Annotated in this window: 18 protein-coding genes and 2 tRNA genes; 12 read left to right on the top strand and 8 right to left on the bottom strand. The window is 63.4% G+C overall.

What is annotated here, in order from left to right; translation table 11 throughout:
• On the bottom strand, nucleotides 1-1,008 hold the full coding sequence (locus tag CY658_RS03205) for a serine/threonine protein kinase (protein WP_101488825.1): 1,008 nt from the start codon (nucleotides 1,006-1,008) through the stop codon (nucleotides 1-3).
• Nucleotides 1,009-1,099: 91 nt separating this feature from the next.
• Here CY658_RS03205 and CY658_RS03200 point away from each other — a divergent pair, with 91 nt between their 5' ends.
• The 4 genes from CY658_RS03200 to CY658_RS03185 all read left to right on the top strand — a co-directional run bounded on the left by CY658_RS03200 (nucleotide 1,100) and on the right by CY658_RS03185 (nucleotide 5,233).
• Complete coding sequence (locus CY658_RS03200) at nucleotides 1,100-2,023, top strand: YicC/YloC family endoribonuclease (RefSeq protein WP_101488824.1); 924 nt, start codon at nucleotides 1,100-1,102, stop codon at nucleotides 2,021-2,023.
• Between the two features lie 17 nt (nucleotides 2,024-2,040).
• Nucleotides 2,041-2,661 carry a guanylate kinase gene (gene gmk, locus CY658_RS03195; RefSeq protein WP_056573336.1) on the top strand — a complete coding sequence of 207 codons (621 nt, stop codon included), beginning with the start codon at nucleotides 2,041-2,043 and terminating at the stop codon, nucleotides 2,659-2,661.
• A gap of 31 nt (nucleotides 2,662-2,692) precedes the next feature.
• Complete coding sequence (gene rpoZ / locus CY658_RS03190) at nucleotides 2,693-2,896, top strand: DNA-directed RNA polymerase subunit omega (RefSeq protein WP_013543330.1); 204 nt, start codon at nucleotides 2,693-2,695, stop codon at nucleotides 2,894-2,896.
• Nucleotides 2,897-2,989: 93 nt separating this feature from the next.
• Nucleotides 2,990-5,233, top strand: coding sequence for a RelA/SpoT family protein (locus CY658_RS03185; protein WP_101488823.1), 2,244 nt, complete (start codon nucleotides 2,990-2,992; stop codon nucleotides 5,231-5,233).
• A gap of 9 nt (nucleotides 5,234-5,242) precedes the next feature.
• Here the strand turns inward: CY658_RS03185 and greB are convergent, their stop codons facing one another.
• Nucleotides 5,243-5,824, bottom strand: a complete 582-nt coding sequence (gene greB / locus CY658_RS03180; RefSeq protein WP_101488822.1) for a transcription elongation factor GreB — start codon at nucleotides 5,822-5,824, stop codon at nucleotides 5,243-5,245.
• Between the two features lie 98 nt (nucleotides 5,825-5,922).
• On the opposite strand from greB, the gene CY658_RS03175 reads away from it, so the two are divergent.
• The gene (locus CY658_RS03175) at nucleotides 5,923-6,483 is read left to right on the top strand and encodes a thermonuclease family protein (RefSeq protein WP_257884647.1); all 561 of its coding nucleotides are present in this window, start codon (nucleotides 5,923-5,925) and stop codon (nucleotides 6,481-6,483) included.
• Nucleotides 6,484-6,552: 69 nt separating this feature from the next.
• Here the strand turns inward: CY658_RS03175 and CY658_RS03170 are convergent.
• Nucleotides 6,553-6,629, bottom strand: a tRNA-Arg gene (locus tag CY658_RS03170).
• Between the two features lie 215 nt (nucleotides 6,630-6,844).
• Between CY658_RS03170 and CY658_RS03165 the strand changes: the two genes are divergently transcribed.
• The gene (locus tag CY658_RS03165) at nucleotides 6,845-7,285 is read left to right on the top strand and encodes an HU family DNA-binding protein (protein WP_101488821.1); all 441 of its coding nucleotides are present in this window, start codon (nucleotides 6,845-6,847) and stop codon (nucleotides 7,283-7,285) included.
• 189 nt (nucleotides 7,286-7,474) lie between these two features.
• On the opposite strand, the gene CY658_RS03160 is transcribed toward CY658_RS03165, so the two are convergent.
• The 4 genes from CY658_RS03160 to cas5 all read right to left on the bottom strand — a co-directional run bounded on the left by CY658_RS03160 (nucleotide 7,475) and on the right by cas5 (nucleotide 12,190).
• Nucleotides 7,475-7,551, bottom strand: a tRNA-Arg gene (locus CY658_RS03160).
• Between the two features lie 82 nt (nucleotides 7,552-7,633).
• Nucleotides 7,634-10,762 carry an efflux RND transporter permease subunit gene (locus CY658_RS03155; protein ID WP_101488820.1) on the bottom strand — a complete coding sequence of 1,043 codons (3,129 nt, stop codon included), beginning with the start codon at nucleotides 10,760-10,762 and terminating at the stop codon, nucleotides 7,634-7,636.
• A gap of 19 nt (nucleotides 10,763-10,781) precedes the next feature.
• Nucleotides 10,782-11,921 (bottom strand): efflux RND transporter periplasmic adaptor subunit, encoded by a 1,140-nt coding sequence (locus CY658_RS03150; protein WP_101490201.1) that lies wholly within the window; start codon nucleotides 11,919-11,921, stop codon nucleotides 10,782-10,784.
• Nucleotides 11,918-12,190 carry a CRISPR-associated protein Cas5 gene (gene cas5, locus CY658_RS33155; RefSeq protein ID WP_143713571.1) on the bottom strand — a complete coding sequence of 91 codons (273 nt, stop codon included), beginning with the start codon at nucleotides 12,188-12,190 and terminating at the stop codon, nucleotides 11,918-11,920. Before cas5 ends, CY658_RS03150 begins: the two co-directional genes overlap by 4 nt.
• 102 nt (nucleotides 12,191-12,292) lie before the next feature.
• Between cas5 and CY658_RS03145 the strand changes: the two genes are divergently transcribed.
• The 6 genes from CY658_RS03145 (at nucleotide 12,293) to CY658_RS03120 (ending at nucleotide 19,217) form a co-directional block, all read left to right on the top strand.
• The gene (locus CY658_RS03145; protein ID WP_257884645.1) at nucleotides 12,293-13,696 is read left to right on the top strand and encodes an integrase; all 1,404 of its coding nucleotides are present in this window, start codon (nucleotides 12,293-12,295) and stop codon (nucleotides 13,694-13,696) included.
• 62 nt (nucleotides 13,697-13,758) lie between these two features.
• Nucleotides 13,759-14,502, top strand: a complete 744-nt coding sequence (locus tag CY658_RS03140) for a hypothetical protein (protein ID WP_143713569.1) — start codon at nucleotides 13,759-13,761, stop codon at nucleotides 14,500-14,502.
• Between the two features lie 201 nt (nucleotides 14,503-14,703).
• The gene (locus tag CY658_RS03135) at nucleotides 14,704-14,913 is read left to right on the top strand and encodes a helix-turn-helix transcriptional regulator (protein WP_180838850.1); all 210 of its coding nucleotides are present in this window, start codon (nucleotides 14,704-14,706) and stop codon (nucleotides 14,911-14,913) included.
• Nucleotides 14,910-15,878, top strand: a complete 969-nt coding sequence (locus tag CY658_RS03130; protein WP_143713566.1) for a hypothetical protein — start codon at nucleotides 14,910-14,912, stop codon at nucleotides 15,876-15,878. Before CY658_RS03135 ends, CY658_RS03130 begins: the two co-directional genes overlap by 4 nt.
• Before the next feature lie 180 nt (nucleotides 15,879-16,058).
• Complete coding sequence (locus tag CY658_RS03125; protein WP_101488816.1) at nucleotides 16,059-16,997, top strand: hypothetical protein; 939 nt, start codon at nucleotides 16,059-16,061, stop codon at nucleotides 16,995-16,997.
• Nucleotides 16,998-17,156: 159 nt separating this feature from the next.
• Nucleotides 17,157-19,217, top strand: a complete 2,061-nt coding sequence (locus tag CY658_RS03120; protein ID WP_101488815.1) for a UvrD-helicase domain-containing protein — start codon at nucleotides 17,157-17,159, stop codon at nucleotides 19,215-19,217.
• A gap of 328 nt (nucleotides 19,218-19,545) precedes the next feature.
• On the opposite strand, the gene CY658_RS32360 is transcribed toward CY658_RS03120, so the two are convergent.
• Nucleotides 19,546-20,073, bottom strand: a complete 528-nt coding sequence (locus CY658_RS32360) for a hypothetical protein (protein WP_143713565.1) — start codon at nucleotides 20,071-20,073, stop codon at nucleotides 19,546-19,548.
• Between the last annotated feature and the right edge of the window lie 17 nt (nucleotides 20,074-20,090).

The following is a 20,090-nucleotide window of genomic DNA, read 5'->3' as shown; positions in this document are numbered from 1 at the left end:
TCAGGCCGGACGAGTGGTGGGCGCGGCGGCGCGCGGAAGGCTCTTCTTGTCGAAGGAGCGGATGTTGTCGAGCGACAGGCGCACCTTTTCGCCGACCGTGAGCTTGGTGTAGCGGCGCTCGCCTTCGCGGCTGAGTTCTTTTTGCAGCGCAAAGACCGACTGCGGGCGCGAGAGCGGGTCGAGCGACATGCACCACTCGACCACCTCGATGAGGTTGTCGGAGTACACGCCGCGCAGCCGCGAGAGCGACAGGCTCAGGCGGTCTTTCTCGATGCGGCGCGGCGCGTCGTTGGGCGGGTAGCCCTGCATGCAAGCGTAGATGCAGGCGCCGATGGCGTAGATGTCGGTCCAGGGGCCCATCGACGAATCGCGCCGGTACATCTCGGGCGCGGCGAAGCCGGGCGTGTACATCGGGCGAATGAAGATGCCCTCTTTGCTGAGCACTTCGCGCGCGGCGCCGAAGTCGATCAGCACGGCGCGGTCGTCGTCGGTGACGAAGATATTGGCAGGCTTGATGTCCAGGTGCAGCATCTTGTACTGGTGGACGATGCGCAGGCCGCGCAGGATTTCGTCGAACAGCGAACGGATGGTCGACTCGCGGAACACCTTTTGCCGCTTCAGGTCGCGCGCCGTGACCACGAAATCCTGCAGGGTCGCGCCCTCCAGGTAGTTCATGACCATGTAGACGGTTTCGTTCTCGCGGAAGAAATTGAGCACGCTGACCACCGACGCATGCGAGATTTGCGCGAGCGAGCGGCCTTCTTCGAAGAAGCTCTTGAGCCCCAGGCGGTACAGCGACAGTTTCTCGGGCGGCACCTGCGGCGCCAGCTCGCCGGGGCCCCGGGTGGCAAGCGACGAAGGCAGGTATTCCTTGACGGCCACCTGCTGGCCGTTCGGGTCGATCGCGAGGTAGACCACGCCGAAACCGCCTGCTGAAAGCCGGCGAACAACGCGATATCCGCCAATGACCGTATCGGGCAACAGGGGCGTAGGCTTGACCTTTGACATAATCCGGGAGTTTCGCCCGAAGGCGATGGTGCGGCAAGCGAACGCTGTACCGACGCCTCGGTGCTTGCAAGCAAAACCACAGTGAGGCGCAATGCCAGTTTACAGCATGACCGGCTATGCCAGCGGCCAGAACGGCCCCGCAGGCAGCCACTCCGAAGCCGATGCACGGCCCTCCGCCGCGGGCCGACTCGGGGTCGAAATCCGCTCGGTCAACAGCCGCTTTCTCGACCTCACCTTCAAGCTCCCCGAGGAGCTGCGCCAGCATGAGACCGCGCTGCGCGAGCTGCTCACGGCCAAGCTCAAACGCGGCAAGGTCGAGGTGCGCGCGGCCATCGAAAACACGTCCCAGGCGGGCGTGGTCGAGCCTTCCGTCAAGCTGCTTCAGCGGCTGAACGGCGTGCAGGACGGCATCCGTGCCTGGCTGCCCGGCGCCCGCGAGCTCAGCGTGGCCGACGTGCTGCGGCTGGCCGGCGGCGACGGCGCCACGCGCGGCGACTGGGGCCCCGACCTGCTCGACGTGGCAGGCAAGGCGCTCGAGGCCCTGATGTCGGCCCGCCAGCGCGAAGGCGCCCGGCTGGCCAAGATGCTCGAGGCCCACCTGGCCCAGCTGCGCACCCTGGTGCAGCAGGCCGGCCCGCTGGTGCCCCAGCTGGTCGAACAGCAGCGCAACCGCTTCCTGGAGCGCTGGCAGGAGGCCATGGGCCTGACCACCGGCACGGGCGGCACGCTGCCCGAAGCCGCCCAGGACCGCGCCCTGACCGAAGCGACCGCCTTCGCGATCCGCATCGACGTGGCGGAAGAGCTCACCCGACTGAATTCGCACCTCGACGAGATCGAGCGGCTGCTCAAGAAGGGCGGCGACATCGGCAAGCGGCTGGATTTCCTGATCCAGGAACTGCACCGCGAAGCCAACACCCTGGGCTCCAAATCGGCCGCCCTGGAACTCACGCGCATCGGCGTGGACATGAAGGTCCTCATCGAACAGATGCGCGAGCAGGTGCAGAACATCGAATGACGACGACGAGCCCCCCCATGGACTATCCCGGCAATATCTTCGTGGTCGCCGCGCCCAGCGGCGCCGGCAAATCGAGCCTGGTCAAGGCGCTCATGGAGCTCGACTCGGCCGTTCAGCCCTCGGTGTCCCACACCACGCGCCCGCCGCGTGGGCAGGAAAAGCACGGCCGGGAGTACTTTTTCGCCTCCCCGACCGAGTTCGACGCCCTGATCGCGGCCGACGGCTTCGTGGAATGGGCCCACGTGCACGGCCACCGCTACGGCACGTCGAAGAAGGCGGTCGAGGAGCGGGTGGCCCTGGGCACCGACGTGATCCTCGAAATCGACTTCCAGGGCGCGCTGCAGATCCGCAAGACCTTTGCCAACGCGGTCATGATCTTCATCCTCCCGCCCAGCTGGGAAGAGCTGCGCTCCCGCCTCGAGCGGCGCGGCGAAGACAGCGCGGCGGTGATCGAACTGCGCCTGAAGAACGCGGCCGAAGAGATGGCCCAGGCCGGAAAATTCGATTTCGTTATAATCAACGAGTTATTTGAGCGCGCACTTTTCGATCTCAAGGCGATCGTCCACGCGCAGAGGCTCCGGTATTCCGCACAGCGCAGAGCACGTGCCGATACGTTCGCCGCACTGAACATCCCTTGAAATCCCCGCTCACCGACCGAAAGAATTCATCATGGCCCGCATCACCGTCGAAGATTGTCTCGTTCAGATTCCGAACCGCTTCCAGCTCGTTCTCGCCGCCACGTACCGTGCGCGCATGCTGAGCCAAGGCCACGCGCCCAAGATCGAGAGCAAGAACAAGCCCGCCGTCACGGCCCTGCGCGAAATCGCCGAAGGCAAGATCGGCATCGAAATGCTCAAGAAAGTGCCAGGCTGATCTGACGCAGCCCCGCAACGAAAAGGCACCGCATTGCGGTGCTTTTTTTACGTCTGGACGCGTCCATAGAGCGGTCACGCTAAAGTGATAGCCATGAGTGCGGTCGCCAAACCTACGTCCCCTACGCCGAAACCGAGTCCGGCGGCGTTGAACGCGGCCGCCGCGAGTTTTGCCGCACTGACCGCCCGCCTCGACTACCTGAGCCCCGAAGACACCGAGCTGGTGCGCCGGGCCTACCGCTTCGCCGACGAGGCCCACCTCGGGCAGCTGCGCAACAGCGGCGAGCCGTACATCACCCACCCCATCGCCGTGGCGGCGCAGTGCGCCGAGTGGAAGCTCGACGCGCAGGCGCTCATGGCCGCGCTGCTGCATGACGCCATCGAAGACTGCGGCGTCACCAAGCCGGAACTCATCGAGCGCTTCGGCGCCCCGGTTGCCGAGCTGGTCGACGGACTCACCAAGCTCGACAAGCTGCAGTTCAACACGCGCGAAGAAAACCAGGCCGAGTCCTTCCGCAAGATGCTGCTGGCCATGGCGCGCGATGTGCGCGTCATCCTGGTCAAGCTGGCCGACCGCACGCACAACATGCGCACGCTGGCCGATGCGCCGCGCGAAAAGTGGGCCCGCATCTCGCGCGAAACGCTCGAGATCTACGCCCCCATCGCGCACCGGCTGGGCCTGAACCAGACCTACCGCGAGCTGCAGGACCTGTCGTTCCGGCACCTCAAGCCCTGGCGCTACGCCACGCTGGCCAAGGCCGTCGCCAAGGCCCGCGGACGACGACGCGACCTGATCCAGAAGGTGCAGAAGGAGGTCGAGACGGCCTTCTCCGCCGCCAGCATGACGCTGCGCATCGCGGGCCGCGAGAAAACGCTCTATTCCATCTACCGCAAGATGGAAGAAAAGCACCTGAGCTTCGCGCAGGTGACCGACATCTACGGCTTCCGGCTCATCGTGCCGAACGTGATCGCCTGCTACACGGGCCTGGGCATCCTGCACCAGATGTACAAGCCGCTGCCCGGCAAGTTCAAGGACCACATCGCGATCGCCAAGCTCAACGGCTACCAGTCGCTGCACACCACGCTGGTGGGACCGGCCGGCGTGAGCGTGGAGTTCCAGCTGCGCACCGAGGCCATGCACGTCGTGGCCGAATCGGGCGTGGCGGCGCACTGGCTCTACAAGGCCGCCGAACCCAATGCCGCGAGCAACGACCGGCTGGGCACCAAGTGGCTGCAGTCGCTCCTCGACATCCAGGACGAGACACGCGACGCCGCCGAGTTCTGGGACCACGTCAAGGTCGACCTGTTCCCCGACGCCGTCTACGTCTTCACGCCCAAGAGCCAGATCATGGCGCTGCCGCGCGGCGCCACGGTGGTAGACTTCGCATACGCGATCCACAGCAACATCGGCGACCACACCTCGGCCGCGCGCATCAACGGCGACCAGGTCCCGCTGCGCACCGAGCTGAAGAACGGCGACGTGGTCGAAGTGATCACGGCCCCGGTGTCCACGCCCAACCCTGCGTGGCTGGGCTTCGTGCGCACCGGCCGGGCACGCTCCAAGATCCGCCACTACCTGAAGACCCTGGCGCATGCCGAGTCCGAAGGCCTGGGCGAGAAGCTGCTGGCCCAGGCACTGCGTGCCGAAGGCCTCGGCAAGCTGCCCGAAGAAGACGAACAACACCAGGCGCTGTGGGAGAAGCTGCTGCGCTTCACCGGCAACCGCACCCGCGCCGAATTGCTGACCGACATCGGCCTGGGCAAGCGCATCGCGAGCATCGTCGCCAAGCGGCTCATGGCGCTGATGGCCGAGATCGGTGAGCGGCCCGACGCCCTCCTCCTGAGCCGCGAGCGCTTCACGTCGCACGAAGCCGTGTCGCAAGGCGCGGTGACGCTCGATGGCAGCGAGAACTCTTCCGTGCGCTTTGCCCAGTGCTGCCGTCCCATTCCCGGCGACCAGATCGTCGGCTACCTCGGGCACGGCGAGGGGCTGGTGGTGCATACCGACGACTGCGGCGTCGGCCAGCGCTTGCGCAACAAGGACAGCGAACGCTTCTTCGCGGTCGAATGGGCCGATGAGCCCACGCGTGCCTTCGAGACCGGCGTAGTCATCACCGTGCGCAACGACAAGGGCGTGCTGGCGCGCGTGGCGGCCACCCTGGCCGATGCCGAAGCTGACATCACGCACGTGGAAATGGCCGACGAGACCCCGCAGGACTCGACCGACCTGCGCTTCGTGATTGCGGTGCGCGACCGTTCGCACCTCGATGCCGTGCTGCGCGCCGCGCGCCGGACCGCGTCGGTACTGACCGCAGCGCGGACGATTCCGGCGCCCTGACCTTCTTCGTCAGTTCGCCGGCGTGCGCGGCGCCGGGTAGCTCACAGACAGGATCTCCACCTCGTGCGCCCCGCCAGGCGTGATGAGCTTCACCACGTCGCCCTCGCGCGCTTTCAGCAACGCACGTGCGATCGGGGCAATCCAGCTGACCTCCGACTTGGCGCTCTCGGCCTCGTCGATGCCGAGAATGGTGACGCTGCGCTCCTCGCCGGTCTCGTCGGCATAGCGAACCGTAGCGCCGAAGAAGACCTGGTCGCGTCCGTGATGCACCGACGGGTCGGTGATTTCCGCAATCTCTAGCCGCTTGCCGAGGAAGCGGATGCGCCGGTCGATCTCGCGCAGGCGCTTCTTGCCGTAGAGGTAGTCGCCGTTCTCGGACCGGTCGCCGTTCTTCGCGGCCCAGTGCACGGCCTCGACGACCTTGGGACGCTCTTCGTCCATCAGCTGCAGCAGCTCGTCGCGCAGGCGCGCGTAGCCCTCGGGCGTGATGTAGTTCTTGCTGCCGGCCGGCAGCGGGGGCATCGCGCCACCTGCGCCGTCATCGTCGTCGTCCGCATCGGCGTCCGACTCCTTGGTGAATGCCTTGTTCAATGCAGAGTCCTTCAAATCGGAAATACTGGGCGCCCTTGCCGCGCCGTACAAGCGGTTGAGTTTGCCGCAACCGCAATGTCCAAGAGACAGGAGCCCTTGTGATCGCCACCAGACACTTCTCACGCCGCTGCAGCACCTCGGCGAGGCTTCATTTTGGCGTTCTCGCGGCCCTTGCCGGCGTTCTGTTCGCCCTTCCCTTCAGCACGCACGCCAGAACGCAGACCTGCTTCGTCGTCAGCATCCACAGCGGCGACACCGTGACCGCCCGCTGCGGCGACGCGGCCAGTGCCAACGCGTGGCGTCTCGTGCGCCTGCAGGGCATCGAAGCACCAAAGCCCGGGCAACCCTTCGCGGACCAGGCTCGGCAGAAGATGCACGACATGGTCCGTCTCAAGCCGGCGGATGTCGACTGCGACGATCCCACATCCCATGCTCGCGAACGCATCTGCCGTGTGATGGTGACGCCAGACTCGGCGCCCAATGGCCCGAGGACGCTCGACGCAGGCTTGGCATTGCTGACCGTCGGATTGGCACGCTGGCAGCCAGCGCAGGCGCAGCGCCTGTCGCCCCAGGAGCGCGGGCAGTACGAATTCGCGGAGGAAGAAGCGAGAGCCAAGCGGGCCGGCCTCTGGAAGGACTCGCGACCGGCGCGACCTTGATGCAGGCGTGGCGCAATGACCGGCCAAAGAAAAAGGGTTAGCTCGAAAAACGAGCTAACCCTTGAAGAGTGGTGCGGCTGGCAGGAATTGAACCCACGACCCCTTGGTTCGTAGCCAAGTACTCTATCCAACTGAGCTACAGCCGCACAGCTTTCGATTATAGCGTGTTTTTTCGCGCGCCCAAACCTTTGTGATCGAAAGCTGAAAATGCCAACGAAAGCAGCCCGCAATGAGGCCTGTTGTGACACATCTCGCCCACGCTGCGCCAAAGAGGCCCATCCGACCCGGTACACTCCGCCCCGCCCGGAATAGCCTGGGCCGCCGTAGGCAACACGGCGCCATACCATCCAAGGAATACTGAATGAACCGCATCGAACTGGTCGAGAAGATCGCCACCACCCACAACCTGAGCAAGGCCGAGGCCGCACGCGTCCTCGAAACGATCACCAGCAGCGTCGTCGCTGCCGTGAAGAAGGGCGACTCGGTCCAGCTGGTCGGCTTCGGTACTTTCAAGCAAGTCGCACGCGCTGCACGTTCGGGCTTCAACCCCCAAGCTGGCACCAAGATCAAGATCGCCGCCACCAAGGTGCCGAAGTTCGTCGCCGGCGCTGCCTTCAAGGCCGCCATCGACCCCAAGGCCGCCAAGCGCAAGGCTGAAAAGGCCGCTGCTGCACCCGCTGCCAAGAAGGCCGCCGCTCCCAAGAAGGCAGTTGTCACGAAGGCTGCTGTTACGAAGGCAGCTGTCACCAAGGCAGTCGTCACCAAGGCTCCCGCCAAGAAGGCCGTCGCCAAGAAGAAGTAAGACCGACGGTGCGACGACAGTTGCGCAGGCCTGGCCTGACAGTTGTCCGTATCGACATCAAAAAGCCGCCCTCGGGCGGCTTTTTTGTGGGCGCTTGCCGCGCAGCGAATGCGGGCAGCGAAACCCTCTCTGTGAGGGCCCCAAACGAAAATAGCCTGGAAGAGAAACCCTTCCAGGCTATTCGAGAGATGGTGCGGCTGGCAGGAATTGAACCCACGACCCCTTGGTTCGTAGCCAAGTACTCTATCCAACTGAGCTACAGCCGCGCAGCCTTGAATTCTACCCCGCAGAAAGCGCTCTTCTGGCGAGGCCTTCAAAAAAGCTTCGCGGCACGGCGATGCGACAGCCTCAGGCCACTTGTTCGCCGCCCGCCTTGCGCCCCATCAACCTCGCGGCCATGCGCTTCACCAGCAGGTAGAACAGCGGCACGAAGAAGATGCCCAGCGCCGTCGCCGCCAGCACGCCACCGAACACACCAGTGCCGATCGCGGTCTGGCTGCCCGAACCCGCGCCGGTGGCAAGGGCCAGCGGAATCACGCCTGCGAGGAAGGCCAGCGACGTCATAAGGATCGGCCGCAAGCGCAGGCGTGCACCTTCGGCCACGGCTTCGAGCAGCGGCACGCCACGGCGCAGCGCGGCCTCCGCGAACTCGATGATCAGGATCGCGTTCTTGGCCGACAGGCCGATGGTCGCGAGCAGGCCGACCTGGAAGTAGATGTCGTTCGACAACCCGCGCAGCGCCGCCGCGATCACCGCGCCGAGCACGCCCAGCGGAATCACCAGCATCACCGAGACCGGCACCGACCAGCTTTCGTACAGCGCCGCCAGGCACAGGAACACCACCAGGATCGACAGCGCGAACAGCAGCGGCGCCTGTCCGCCCGACAGCCGCTCCTGGTACGACAGGCCGCTCCAGGCCTGGCCCGTGCCGCTCTGCTGCTTCGCGAGGCTCTCGATGGCCGCCATGGCCGTGCCCGAGCTGATGCCCTGCGCGGCCGCGCCCTGGATCTGCACCGCGGGCACGCCGTTGTAGCGCTCCAGCTGCGACGCGCCCTGCGACCAGTGCGTGGTCGCAAAGGCAGAGAACGGCGTCATCGCACCCGTGCTGCCGCGCACGAACCACTGGCTGATGTCGTCCGGTGCCGAGCGGTACGGTGCATCGGCCTGCACGTACACGCGCTTCACGCGGCCGCGATCGATGAAGTCGTTGACGTAGCTGCCGCCCCAGGCAATGCCCAGCGTGGTGTTCACATCGTCCAGCGACAGCCGCAGGGCCGAGGCCTTCAGCTGGTCGATGTCGACCTGCAGCTGCGGCGTGCCGGCCACGCTGTTGGCGCGCACCGACTGCAGGCGCTTGTCCTTGTTGGCCTCGCGCACCAGTTTTTCGCGCGCCTGCAACAGCCGCTCGGCGCCCATGCCCGAGGTGTCCTGCAGCCAGAACTCGAAGCCGTTCGATTCGCCAAGACCCTCGATGGGCGGCGGCACCATGCCGAAGACCTCGGCGTCGCGCTGCTGCCTGGCCAGCGCCTTGCCGGCGCGCTCGACGATGGCGTGCGCGCGCTTGTCCGCACTGGCGCGCTCGGACCAGTCCTTCAGCGAGACAAACGCCATGCCCATGTTCTGCCCCGAGCCGCTGTAGCTCCAGCCGGTGAGCGTGAAGATGGTGTCGGTCGTGTCCTTCTCGGTTTCGAGAAAGTGCTTTTCGATGGCGCGGTTCACTTCGTCCGTGCGGCCCGCGGTGGCACCGGCCGGCAGCGTCGCAATCACCATCACGCTGCCCTGGTCCTCTTCGGGCAGGAAGCCGCCGGGCAGGCTCAGGTACAGCAGGCCCATGCCAGCCACGATGGCGACGTACACCGCCGTGAAGCGCAGCGGCTTGCGCAGGATGCGGCCCAGCACGCTCACGTAGCGGCCCTGCGCAGCATCGAAGCGACGGTTGAACGCGCCCAGGAAGCCGCGCGTGCGCGGCGGCACGCCGGGCTTCAGGAAGCGCGCGCACAGCGCCGGAATGAGCACGATGGCCACCACCACCGACAGTGCCATCGACGCGATGATGGTCACCGAGAACTGCCGGTAGATCACGCCCACCGAGCCGCCGAAGAAGGCCATCGGCAGGAACACCGCCGACACCACGACCGCGATGCCCACCAGCGCACCTGTGATCTCTTGCATCGACTTGATCGTGGCCGCCTTCGCATCGAGCCCCTCTTCGTGCATAACGCGCTCGACGTTCTCCACCACCACGATCGCGTCGTCCACCAACAGGCCGATGGCCAGCACCATGCCGAACAGCGTGAGCACGTTGATCGAATAGCCGAAGGCCGCGAGCACGCCGAAAGTGCCCAGCAGCACCACCGGCACGGTGATCGCCGGGATCACCGTGGCACGCCAGTTCTGCAAGAAGAGGAACATCACGACCACCACCAGCGCGATGGCCTCCAGCAGCGTCCGGATGACCGACTGGATCGATATCTTGACGAAGCGCGTCGTGTCTTCCGCGTAGGCCACGCGCAGGCCGGCGGGCAGCGAGCGCTCCAGCTCGGCGATGCGCGCCTTCACCGCACTGGCGGTGGTCAGCGCGTTGGCGCCGGGTGCCAGCATCACAGCCGAGCCCGCGGCCGGGTGGCCGTTCAGGCGCGTGGTCTCGGCATACGACTCGCTGCCGATCTCCACGCGTGCCACGTCGCCCAGCCGCACCACGGCGCCATCGGCCTGCGTCTTGAGCACGATGCCCTTGAACTGATCGGGCGTCTGCAGCCGCGAGAGCGCGGTGACGGTGGCGTTCAGGTGCTGCGTTGGCGCCGACGGCCGCGCGCCGATCTCGCCCACCGACACCTGCGTGTTCTGCGCGGCAATCGCGGCCGTGACGTCGGACGGCATCAGCTGGTAGCTGGCCAGCCGGTGCGGATCAAGCCAGATGCGCATGGCGTACGCCGCGCCGAAGGCCTGCACCGAGCCCACGCCGTCGACGCGGCTGATCGGGTCGCGCAGGTTGCTGGCCATCCAGTCGGCGATGTCGGTGTCGGTGCGCTGGCCGGTCTCGTCGTAGAGCGCCACGATCAGCAAGAAGTTGTTCTGCGACTTGGCGACCGTCACGCCCTGCTGCTGCACCGCCTGCGGCAGCCGGCTGGTGGCCTGGCTGACCTTGTTCTGCACCTGTACCTGCGCGGTGTCGGGGTCGATGCCCTGGCGGAAGGTGACGTTGATCTCGGCCCAGCCGGCCGAGCTGCTCGTCGATTTGAAATACATCAGGCCGTCGATGCCTTTGAGCTGCTGCTCGAGCACCTGCGTCACGCTGTTTTCCACCGCCTGCGCCGAGGCGCCGGGGTAGTTGGCCGACACGACCACGGTGGGCGGCGCGATGTCCGGGTACTGCGACACCGGCAGCGTGCGAATGGCCACGCCGCCGGCCAGCATGATGAGGATAGCGATGACCCAGGCGAAGACGGGCCGCTGGATGAAGAAATTGGCGATCACGGGAGGTTCTGGTCGTTTCTTAGTCGGCGGGCGATGCGCCCGCCGTGGACACCGGCACCGGCTTCACTTTTTCGCCGGGGCGCGCGCGCTGCAGGCCGTCGACCACGAGGCGATCGCCCTCGCGCAGGCCCTGGGTCACGACCCAGTGCTCGCCCTCGGTGCTGCGCACTTCGAGCGCGCGCAGCTCGACCTTGTTGTCGGCCCCGACCACCAGCGCGGTCGGCTCGCCCTTCTCGTTGCGCGCCACGCCGCGCTGCGGTGCCAGGATGGCCTGGCGCTCCACGCCGGACTCGACCTGCGCACGCACGTACATGCCAGGCAGCAGCAGCCCCTGCGGGTTCGGAAACTCTGCGCGCAGCGTGACCGAACCGGTGGCCGCATCGACGCTCACTTCGGAGAACTTCAGCGTGCCGGCATGCGGGTACGGCAGACCGTCTTCCATGCGCAGGCTCACCTTGGTGCTGGCCGGCGCCATGTCACCCGAGATGAAGCGGCGCTTGAGCTTCGTCAGTTCCAGGCTCGACTGCACCACGTCGACGTAGATCGGGTCGAGCCGCTGGATCGTCGCCAATGCCATCGCCTGGCCCGGTGCCACGAGCGCGCCTTCGGTCACGCCGGAGCGGCCGATGCGTCCCGCGATGGGCGCGGTGATGCGCGTGAAATCGAGGTTGATGCGCGCCGCCTTCACAGCCGCCTGCGCGGCCTTCACGCCGGCTTGCGCCTGCACCAGCGCGGCCTGCGCCTCTTCATGCTCCTGCCTGCTCACGGCGTTGGCCTTGACCAGTTCGCCGAAGCGATCGGCCTTGCCGCGCAGGCTGGCAATGGTGGCCTGCGAGGTGGCCAGCGTGGCTTGCGCCTGCTCGTGCGCGGCCTCGAACGGGCCGGGCTCGATCTCGTACAGCACCTGGCCCGCGCGGACCATGCCGCCTTCTTCGAACAGTCGCTTGCGCACAATGCCGTTGACCTGCGGCCGCACCTCGGAGACGCGGTAAGCGGCCGTGCGGCCCGAGAGCTCGGTGTGCACGGCCACATCACTGGCGTGCAGGGCGACCACGCCGACTTCGGGCGGCGCGTCATCGGTGGTGGAGGCCTGCTTGGCGCCGCATGCAGCGAGCGCGAGCAAGGCTATCGGAAGCAGAAGCTTGAAAGGGGTGGTCATGGCCATCGGGAATCGCGGTGCGGTACGACGCGCACGGGGATCGCCCGGCTGGTTACATTTGCACCCAAATGGTGCATTCTGCCTTCGATGTTGCGTTGCAACCTGAAGGAATCCTGTGTTTGCCGTAGGTGAAATCGGCGGCGGCCGTGGGCCCCGCTCGCGCGCCCGCAGCAGCAAAGAAAAAGGCCGCGCAGTGCGGCCTTCGTCGGAGTGTCTACAGAGGGGGAATGTGTGGTGGTAGGCCGTGAGTGGCTTGAACACTCGACCAACGGATTATGAGTCCGAAATCAAGGCACTCTGTCGCATGTCGTCGCACGATAGAATCCATATAAGTTATTGATTTATATGAATTATTCGTGCGAGATAGTGCAATGCCATTCACCACCATAGATCAAAATTCTGGCAATATTCTGGCAACGAAAAATGAACCCTTGATCGCGGCGCCTGCGCCCGTCGCCAGCGTGGGCCGCCTTCTCAATGCTCTGGCTCCCGGAACCTTCAAGACGCTCCAGAAAGTGCAGCCGAGCGGCGCACTCCAGGCGCGCAAGAGCAGCAGCAACGCCATTTCATTCTTCTGGCGTTACAGCATCGGAACCAAGAGCGAGCGCGTACCAATCGGGCTTTACGATCCTTCGGCACCGCCGAAGAGCCTGACGGCGACCGCCAAGGGGTTCTCGGTGGCCGCGGCGATCCGCGCCGCTGAAGGGCTGGCGCTCGAACACCATGACCACAGACTGCATGGTGGCCGCCCTGCCCTGCTCGAAACCAAGCGTAAAGCCGACGAGGCGGCAGCCAGGCGCGCCGACAAGGTCGGCAAACACACGCTGGAAAACCTGCTTGATCACTACGCCGACCACTTGGAACGGCTGGGGCGGCGCTCGCACCGCGACGTGCGTTCCATCTTCCAACTCCACGTTAAAGGTCCATGGCCCGATGTGGCGAGGCTGCCGGCCAAGGAAGTCACCGGCGAGCAGATCGGGGACATGATGCGGCGCGTGGCAGACGCCGGCAAGGGCCGCACGGCCAACAAGCTACGCAGCTACGTTCGTGCGGCGTATCAGACGGCGCGGGCCTCACGGTCAAAAGCGTCGGTCCCTGTCCACTTCAAGGACTACGAGATCACGCACAACCCTGCAATGGACACGGAGCCAGACGAGAGCCAAAACCGCGCCAAGAAGCAGCCGCTGCTCGAAGACGATATGCGCCGGTACTGGCAGCAGATCAACTCCATGCGCGATTTCAAAGGTGCCGTCCTCAGGTTGCACGTGTTGACCGGTGGACAGCGCATCGAGCAATTGGTGAAGCTTCACACCGAGCACATCAAGACCGATGAGATTCTGCTGTTCGACGGTAAGGGACGGCCCGGCAAGGGGGTTAGAGAGAACCTGGTTCCTCTGCTGCCGGTTGCTGTAGCGGCGTTGGCCGAGTGCAAGCCCAGCGGCGTCTTTGCGATCTCAACGGATGGCGGGGAAACGCATTTGGCAGCCACCACGCTCAGCCAGTGGGCGAAAGATGTGGCGTCGGAAGCTGGCATCAAGAACTTCCAGGCCAAGCGCATCCGCTCTGGCGTGGAGACGCTGTTGGCCAAGGCCGGTGTGAGCCAAGAGATACGCGGGCGGCTCCAGTCGCATGGCATCTCTGGCGTGCAGGCACGCCACTACGATGGCCACGACTACATGGAAGAGCAGCGCGTTGCACTCCGAACCCTATTCAATGTGTTGACCAGCATAAGACCATCGAAGACGCGCCCGGCCGCCGCCAAGCCCTTGGGCTAACACGGAGAAGAGGCTCAAGAAATGTCTTGTCATTCTCATCGGCAATCCCTAGGCACCACTGCATGAACACAAGAAAATCTCCGAAGAAGCAACCCCTCGCGAATCCAATCGGCAAGACGAACGACGCAGATGGGCAGCCCCCGAGTCGTCCAGATTGGAGTTTTTGGAAGCGACGTCGCTACTGTCGGATTTGGCAGGCAGCTCTACTTTCTCTGGATGTGGAGCCATCGCGCACGAACCGAATCAAGCTAGAGAAGTCGGAGCCTGTTCGCTATTCCGAGTATCGGAAACGCCGCGAAATTCTCATCGTCAACCGAGGGCATCACTCGCTACTGGACCCCATCGAACATTTAAGGGCGGGAGATAGAGAGGGTGAGAAATACATTGACCTTTCCCAAGTTCTCGACTTCGCGCGGCAGCAAGACTGGTCGATAGTTGAGGCATTCATCCAGGGTATGGAAGGTAAGCACATCGAAACCAGTGCGCTCGGTGCCGGCATTCAAGACATCGACGAAGACGAGTTCGATATGCACGAGCTGAAGAAGGGGGACCGGTATTTGATGGTGCGAATGGGGGCCATCCTGATCCTCCTTGAAAAGTGCCTCAGGTCTGGAAAGGAGGTTAACCCCCATCGATATCTCAAAAAGGATGACTTGAACTACTTGGCTTTAGGAAAGGAGATCGAGAAGATCATTACGGACGTAGCTAAGAAGAAGGATGCCCGCTTCGGATTTGAAGGGAATCGAAGCGTTTTTTCAGATGCCGTAAAGGCGTTAAATACGTTCTTCAGCACTGCAAAGCGCTGATCTGGGAAGTTGCGCCACCGGAATTGGGAAATTGGACTGCCTTACCTGGGAAGTTCATCTGAGACCTGAGGAGTTCGCATCTAGCTGGGAAGTTTGCTCTTTGACGCGTTTGCTTCCGTTTCAATTGAATCCATCGCGATGCTGATGGGTTCGACGGGACTCATCGAAAGGTTCAGCAACTACTTTCACGAGGAGCCCGCAGTGGCACAAGAACTCCAAGCCCTTCTTCGCAAGAAGAGGGTTCTCGAACTCACAGGGCTGTCCAACAGCACCTTCTATGCACTGATCCGAAACGGCTTGATCAAGCCGGGCGTTCCGGTGGGATCACGCATTAAGGCTTGGCCGGAAAGCGAAGTTCAAGCATTCATCGACAGCTGCATCACTGCTCGCGATACGGGAGGTGCACGATGAGCACAGCCCCTATCAACCCAATGGCGCACCTGGCCTGCCTTCCCGAGGGGGTAACCGTGTTGCACACACCCACCAGTCTCGGGACTGAGGTGGTGACAGCGGCGATCAAGGAGGCCGCAACGGCTGGCCAGAACTTCGGCTTGAAATTTCCGCCGTCGCCAATTGTCAACGTGCTGGTGTCTGGCAGCGCACGCGAGGTTCAGCGCGCGGAAGCCTTGCATGCCGGCAACGCACTCGGTGAAGACGCGGCCAAGGTCCGATTCGTACCAGTTGGTCTACGCAAGAACGTCGACTACTTCTCCCAAGAGGGGCAATTTTTCCTGCAGGCCGAGCTCTGCAAAGAGCGCGCCGCACCCGAGACATGGGTGTTCGAACAGACATTGGACGGCGAAGTTGACTTTCTGGTTGCCGATGCGTTGTGTCGGCTGCGCGTGATGGCCAAGGCAACGCACTCATGCGTGGTTGCGATTATTGCGTGTGACCGACTGCGCGAAGAAGCCCGCATCGCCGATCTGGTCGATGAGTTCATCAAGATCGAAGCGTGTGAGCCCGATGTGGATGGCGGCGTCGCTTTCTCGTTCGATTGCACGGCCCTTCAGGGGCTGCAACACTTTGGCCTGGGCAAGGTCATGTGCACGCTCAAGTTCGGCGAGGATTTCCGTTACGAGCGAACATTCACGCCATTCGTCGCAAAGAGCCTGCTGGATCGCGCCATTCGCACGCTGCACGTCAACGACTACAAAATGGCCGCGATCAGTGAGATTGTCGATTTAAACAAGTCCAATGTGTCGCGCCGTCTCGACGGGTGGCAACCGCGCCGCATTCCGATGGCCGAAGGCTGGCCAGACCAGCTCAAGGAATACTTTGCAATGGGCGGCGGCAAACGCCGCGCTGCGATCGAGGACAACGACGACAGCGAATCCGACGTCGATGACGACGACGGCGACATCGACGAAGAAGGCTGACCGACTGCCTATCGACGTGTGCAGCAAGCTTCACGTCTCACGGGCGTTGCGCTGTGTCGCGGAATGCGCGCAACCAGCGCAACGCACGCAACGCCTGTCGATCAGCTCGTCAGCTGTAACCGCTGACTATTTTTAATTCGAAGCTCGCCGGTGGTCGGCGAGCCCTTCGAAGGATCCCCCATGCCTTTCATCATCATCGGCGGCCGCGCATTCCGCGTCGTCTATGGCTTCGACCGGGTCACGCTCTGGTTCGATCGCGCCGAACTCCCCATCTCCGAAGCGGAGCTGAAGGCGCACTGTCACGAACTCGCGTTCATCTGCGGCGACATGAAGTTCAATCCTCGTTGGAAGTCCTGCATCTCCGTTTACCAGCCGAGCTGTAAGTTCTTCCGCGTACTGCTCGCGGCGCTCGGTACCGAGATAGCCATTTGCATCAACTACGTCGAGATCGTCCGCGACTTCGTGCCGGTACTGGCTCCGAACAAGGGCGTAGTGCCGCCGGGCTCACACCACTCGCCCGCAGATGCGCGTACGGCCGTCTTGCATCTGCGTGACTGGTTCTTGCGCAGTGCCATTGTCGGGCGTCAACACCAAGCCGTGGTCTATAGCCATGGTGCTCTCTTCTACTATGGTCGTCGCTGCGAGAAAGACGGCATCACGAAGAGCGCGAACGTGTTCGTCGTATACGGGGACAAGCCGTCGAAGCAGTCCGGTGTTCGTTTGAGCAAGAGTTCTCGCAACGAAGTGTCGTGCCTGCACACCGAATGGCGTGCGAACGGCACGCCGGTGCTGGCTGACCTCGGCATCTCATGCATCCAGGATCTGCTCTCATTCGACTTCCCCGCATTCTGGACGCGTGAAGTGAAGCTGCTGCGCATTCCCAAGCAAAACACTGCTCTCGGCCTACTACTTCCGGGCCAGCGAAACAGCAGCAGCCGAGCGTATCGAAAACGCGCAGCTGCGCTAGCGCCCGAGGGCTGCAACGTCATCGTGCTGCAGAACGCGCGGACCACGCATCGGATATCAGCGTCGGCGTTTCTCAAGAAGCTAGGTCGGCTGCCCCTGCAAGAGTGGTGCGCCGAAGTCCCGGCAATACCGACCAAGCACCGTCAGCCATAGCCGCTACGCAGGGCTCAACTGCTATAGATACCGAAAGTAGATCGGAAAGACCGTCAATCAGGTTGGAAATCTCCGTCTGTTCAATCTCTTCATCTACATCCGGAACCATGAAAACACAGTGCTTTTTCAAGAATCGGCACATTTCTTCGTTCTCCTACCATGTCCAAAATCTCTCCGAAAAAGCGGAACCTCACCCGGATTCCAAGCTCTTCCGCAGCTCCCCAAAGACCAACTGGCTCGAGTGTTTCGTCAGCTCTTCGCACTCCTTCTGGCTCCATCAATTCCGCTGCTTCTCTCGCTCCCGCGTCGTCTTCGCTCCCCGCCCAGGCGCCTCGTCGCACCAACCAGTCGTTCGAGCTGAGCCCTCAAGCAAAAGCCATCGTCCAGACCGATGCTCGGTATGTCGAGGGCATGGCTTGCGCCGGCAGCGGCAAAACGACGGTCTTGGTGCATCGTGTGGCGCATCTGATGGCCAAGCGCCAAGTGCCGGCATCCGCGATCTTGGTGCTCAGTTTCTCCAATGCCACGGTCTCTGAAGTCCGCCTGCGGTTCACCCGTTTTGAAGGCGAAGAAGCCCGCGAGAATGCTCCCGCCGCCAACGGCATTGACCCCGTTGATCTGCAGAGCGTGACCGTCAAAACCGCCCATGCGTTTGCGCGCCAAGTCACCCGGTCGATCTCTGGCAGCCGCAATCTGCCGAGCCTATTGAAACCTGCTGAGATCGTGGAGTTCATGACGCGCGCGGCCACCACCGCTCGAAAATCTCTAGGCAAAGACCGGACCATCGCAGCGGAGCGCCGTCTCCAGTTCCTGGCGTGGCTCAAGTCACTCACGGCCTCTGATCTCAAAGCAGCTCACGCGCTCTTCGATTTCGGCACCGCCACAGACCAGTCGATCAAGAAGTTGGTGAAGCTCGAGAGATTTGCCCCCCAGTTCGGCCCCTACAGGTTGGCGCTTCAGCTGCTGCGGCTGGCCTATCAAGCGATCAAGTTGGAACATCGAAAGATCGACTACACGGACATGCTGGTCGATGCGCGCACGGCGCTTGGAGCCCGCGACGGAACGACCGCACTCCACGACATCAAGTACATCGTGGTCGATGAGTGCCAAGATAGCAGCCTGGCCCAGCTGCAGCTCATTGCGGCGCTGGCACGGCGGCCCGGTGTTGAGCTGATGGTGTTGGGCGATCAGCAGCAGTCGATCTTCCGGTATGCCGGTGCGGCGGCGGCGGGCCATGCGCTATCCGAACTGCTGCCGGGCGTCGTGAGCATGCCACTCTCGCGTTCATATCGCGTGCCGCAGACGGTGGCAACAGCGACTACCGCGATGCTGCGGCATGGTGGTCTGGTAGACGTCCCGACCATGACCGGTCGACCCGGCGGCAGCAAGCCGGCGCTGGCTCATTCTGCTGATCTGGCTCGCCAGCTTGCGGCGGTCGCCAACGACGTTCAAGCTCGACTGGCCGAGGGTGTAGCAGCCAGCGACATAGTGATTCTGGCTCGCGTCAAATCGACTCTCCGTGAAGTCGGCGCCGCGCTGTTGGCTCGAGGCATTGATACGGATATGCGCGGCACCGTCCAGAACACCGAGCACGCGCTGCAGGTTCTCCGGCTCGTTCATCTGGTCGAGCTACACGAGGCTGCTCAGCCACTGACGCTCCGAGCATTGCGCCAGCGACTCAGACGCGGCCTTGCCGTAAAGGCATCGGGCCAGCAGTGGACCGATGCACTCCAGCACTTGCATCGGGCTGGCCGTGGGTCATCGCTTGAAGGCCGGTACATCAGGTGCGCAGCCATCTATCTCCGGCTCATGGGTGGTGTGCGTGCAGATGCGGACCGCCGCGCCGACGTGAACCGGTGGGCTCCGCTGTGCCGCGACCATCAGACCGCAGATGAGATGCGCCAGGCTCTGGCGAGTATCGCGGACTCACCGCGGGTCACGCTATCGAGCATCCACAAGGCCAAGGGCGGCGAGTGGAAGCACGTGTTCATCGTGGGCGTGGCCGATGGCCAGATGCCGAACTACTTGTCTCGAGGCAAAGACGCGTTGATCGAAGAACAAAGCCTGCTGCATGTGGCAATGACCCGCGCCTCCGAGACAGTGCGCTTGTACTGTGCACCGGTCCAGCATGCACGCAGCCGCCAGAAGTTCGACCGGCTGAGCCAGTTTCTCGATCACCCCGAGGTACTGCGGCATTTTGATATTGAGGACCGACGTTGACGACGTAGGCGAGGCTGCGACGCCGCGATCTTGATAGCGATGGCATGGCCGGCTGTGTTGGCTAATTTGAGAGCGAGTACCAGTAACTCTCAAATTCAGACCATGCCTCAACTCCCAGCCTCGTCGAAGAAGCCAACCACTGCCGCCGCCGCCAAGCCTCGTAGCCCATACAACCGTAGCCCGTATCGCGAGAAAACGGTGGCCGTACGTGTGCCCGAATCAATGCTTCCTCAAGTTCGCAAGATGCTGAGCCGGCGCCGAGATCAGACAGCGCGACATGTCAACGGCGAAACCAAAGTCAAGCCGAAGCTGAAGCCAAAGCGCAAGCTCATGGGCAATGTCTCGAGCCTACGGAAGGATCGACGGTGACTAGAGCACATGCACGTCTTTCGATGCGCCGCAGCGCTCGACATCTCCTGCCTACAGCCGCAACCGCAGGGTCCAGCACAGTGCCGAGTGTTCGTTTCGCTGGGCGGTTCTTCCCACTGTCGATGGCGGAGGCTTGCGAGCGCTCCGCGAAAGCGGCTTTCAATGCGCGCAGCTTCTCGCGGCTTTCTTCACGGCTGCGCTCGTGTTCGGCCTTCAACTTTTGGAGAAGACTTTCGGTGTTCGTCTCAAGCTGTGCTCGCTCCTCAGCAGTCAACCTTCGGTCTGTCGTCGTGTATGCCGCAACTCGTTGCTTCGAGGTCCAACCAAACAGTTTTGCGCAGCACTGCGAGCCGTAGAGCTTCAGACCTTGGTCAGCTTGAATGACGTGGATGGCGCGATAGACACCGTGGTTGCACCCTGGAGCTTGACAGCGAATACGTTGCTCTTGCTCAACCTCCACCACCGCCAGAAGAGTTGGTTCAGCCATGGGCCGAGCCCTCCCGC

It is taken from the genome of Variovorax sp. RO1, assembly GCF_002849325.1.
In the GTDB taxonomy this organism is placed as follows: domain Bacteria; phylum Pseudomonadota; class Gammaproteobacteria; order Burkholderiales; family Burkholderiaceae_C; genus Variovorax.
This window is presented reverse-complemented; position numbering and strand designations above follow the sequence as displayed.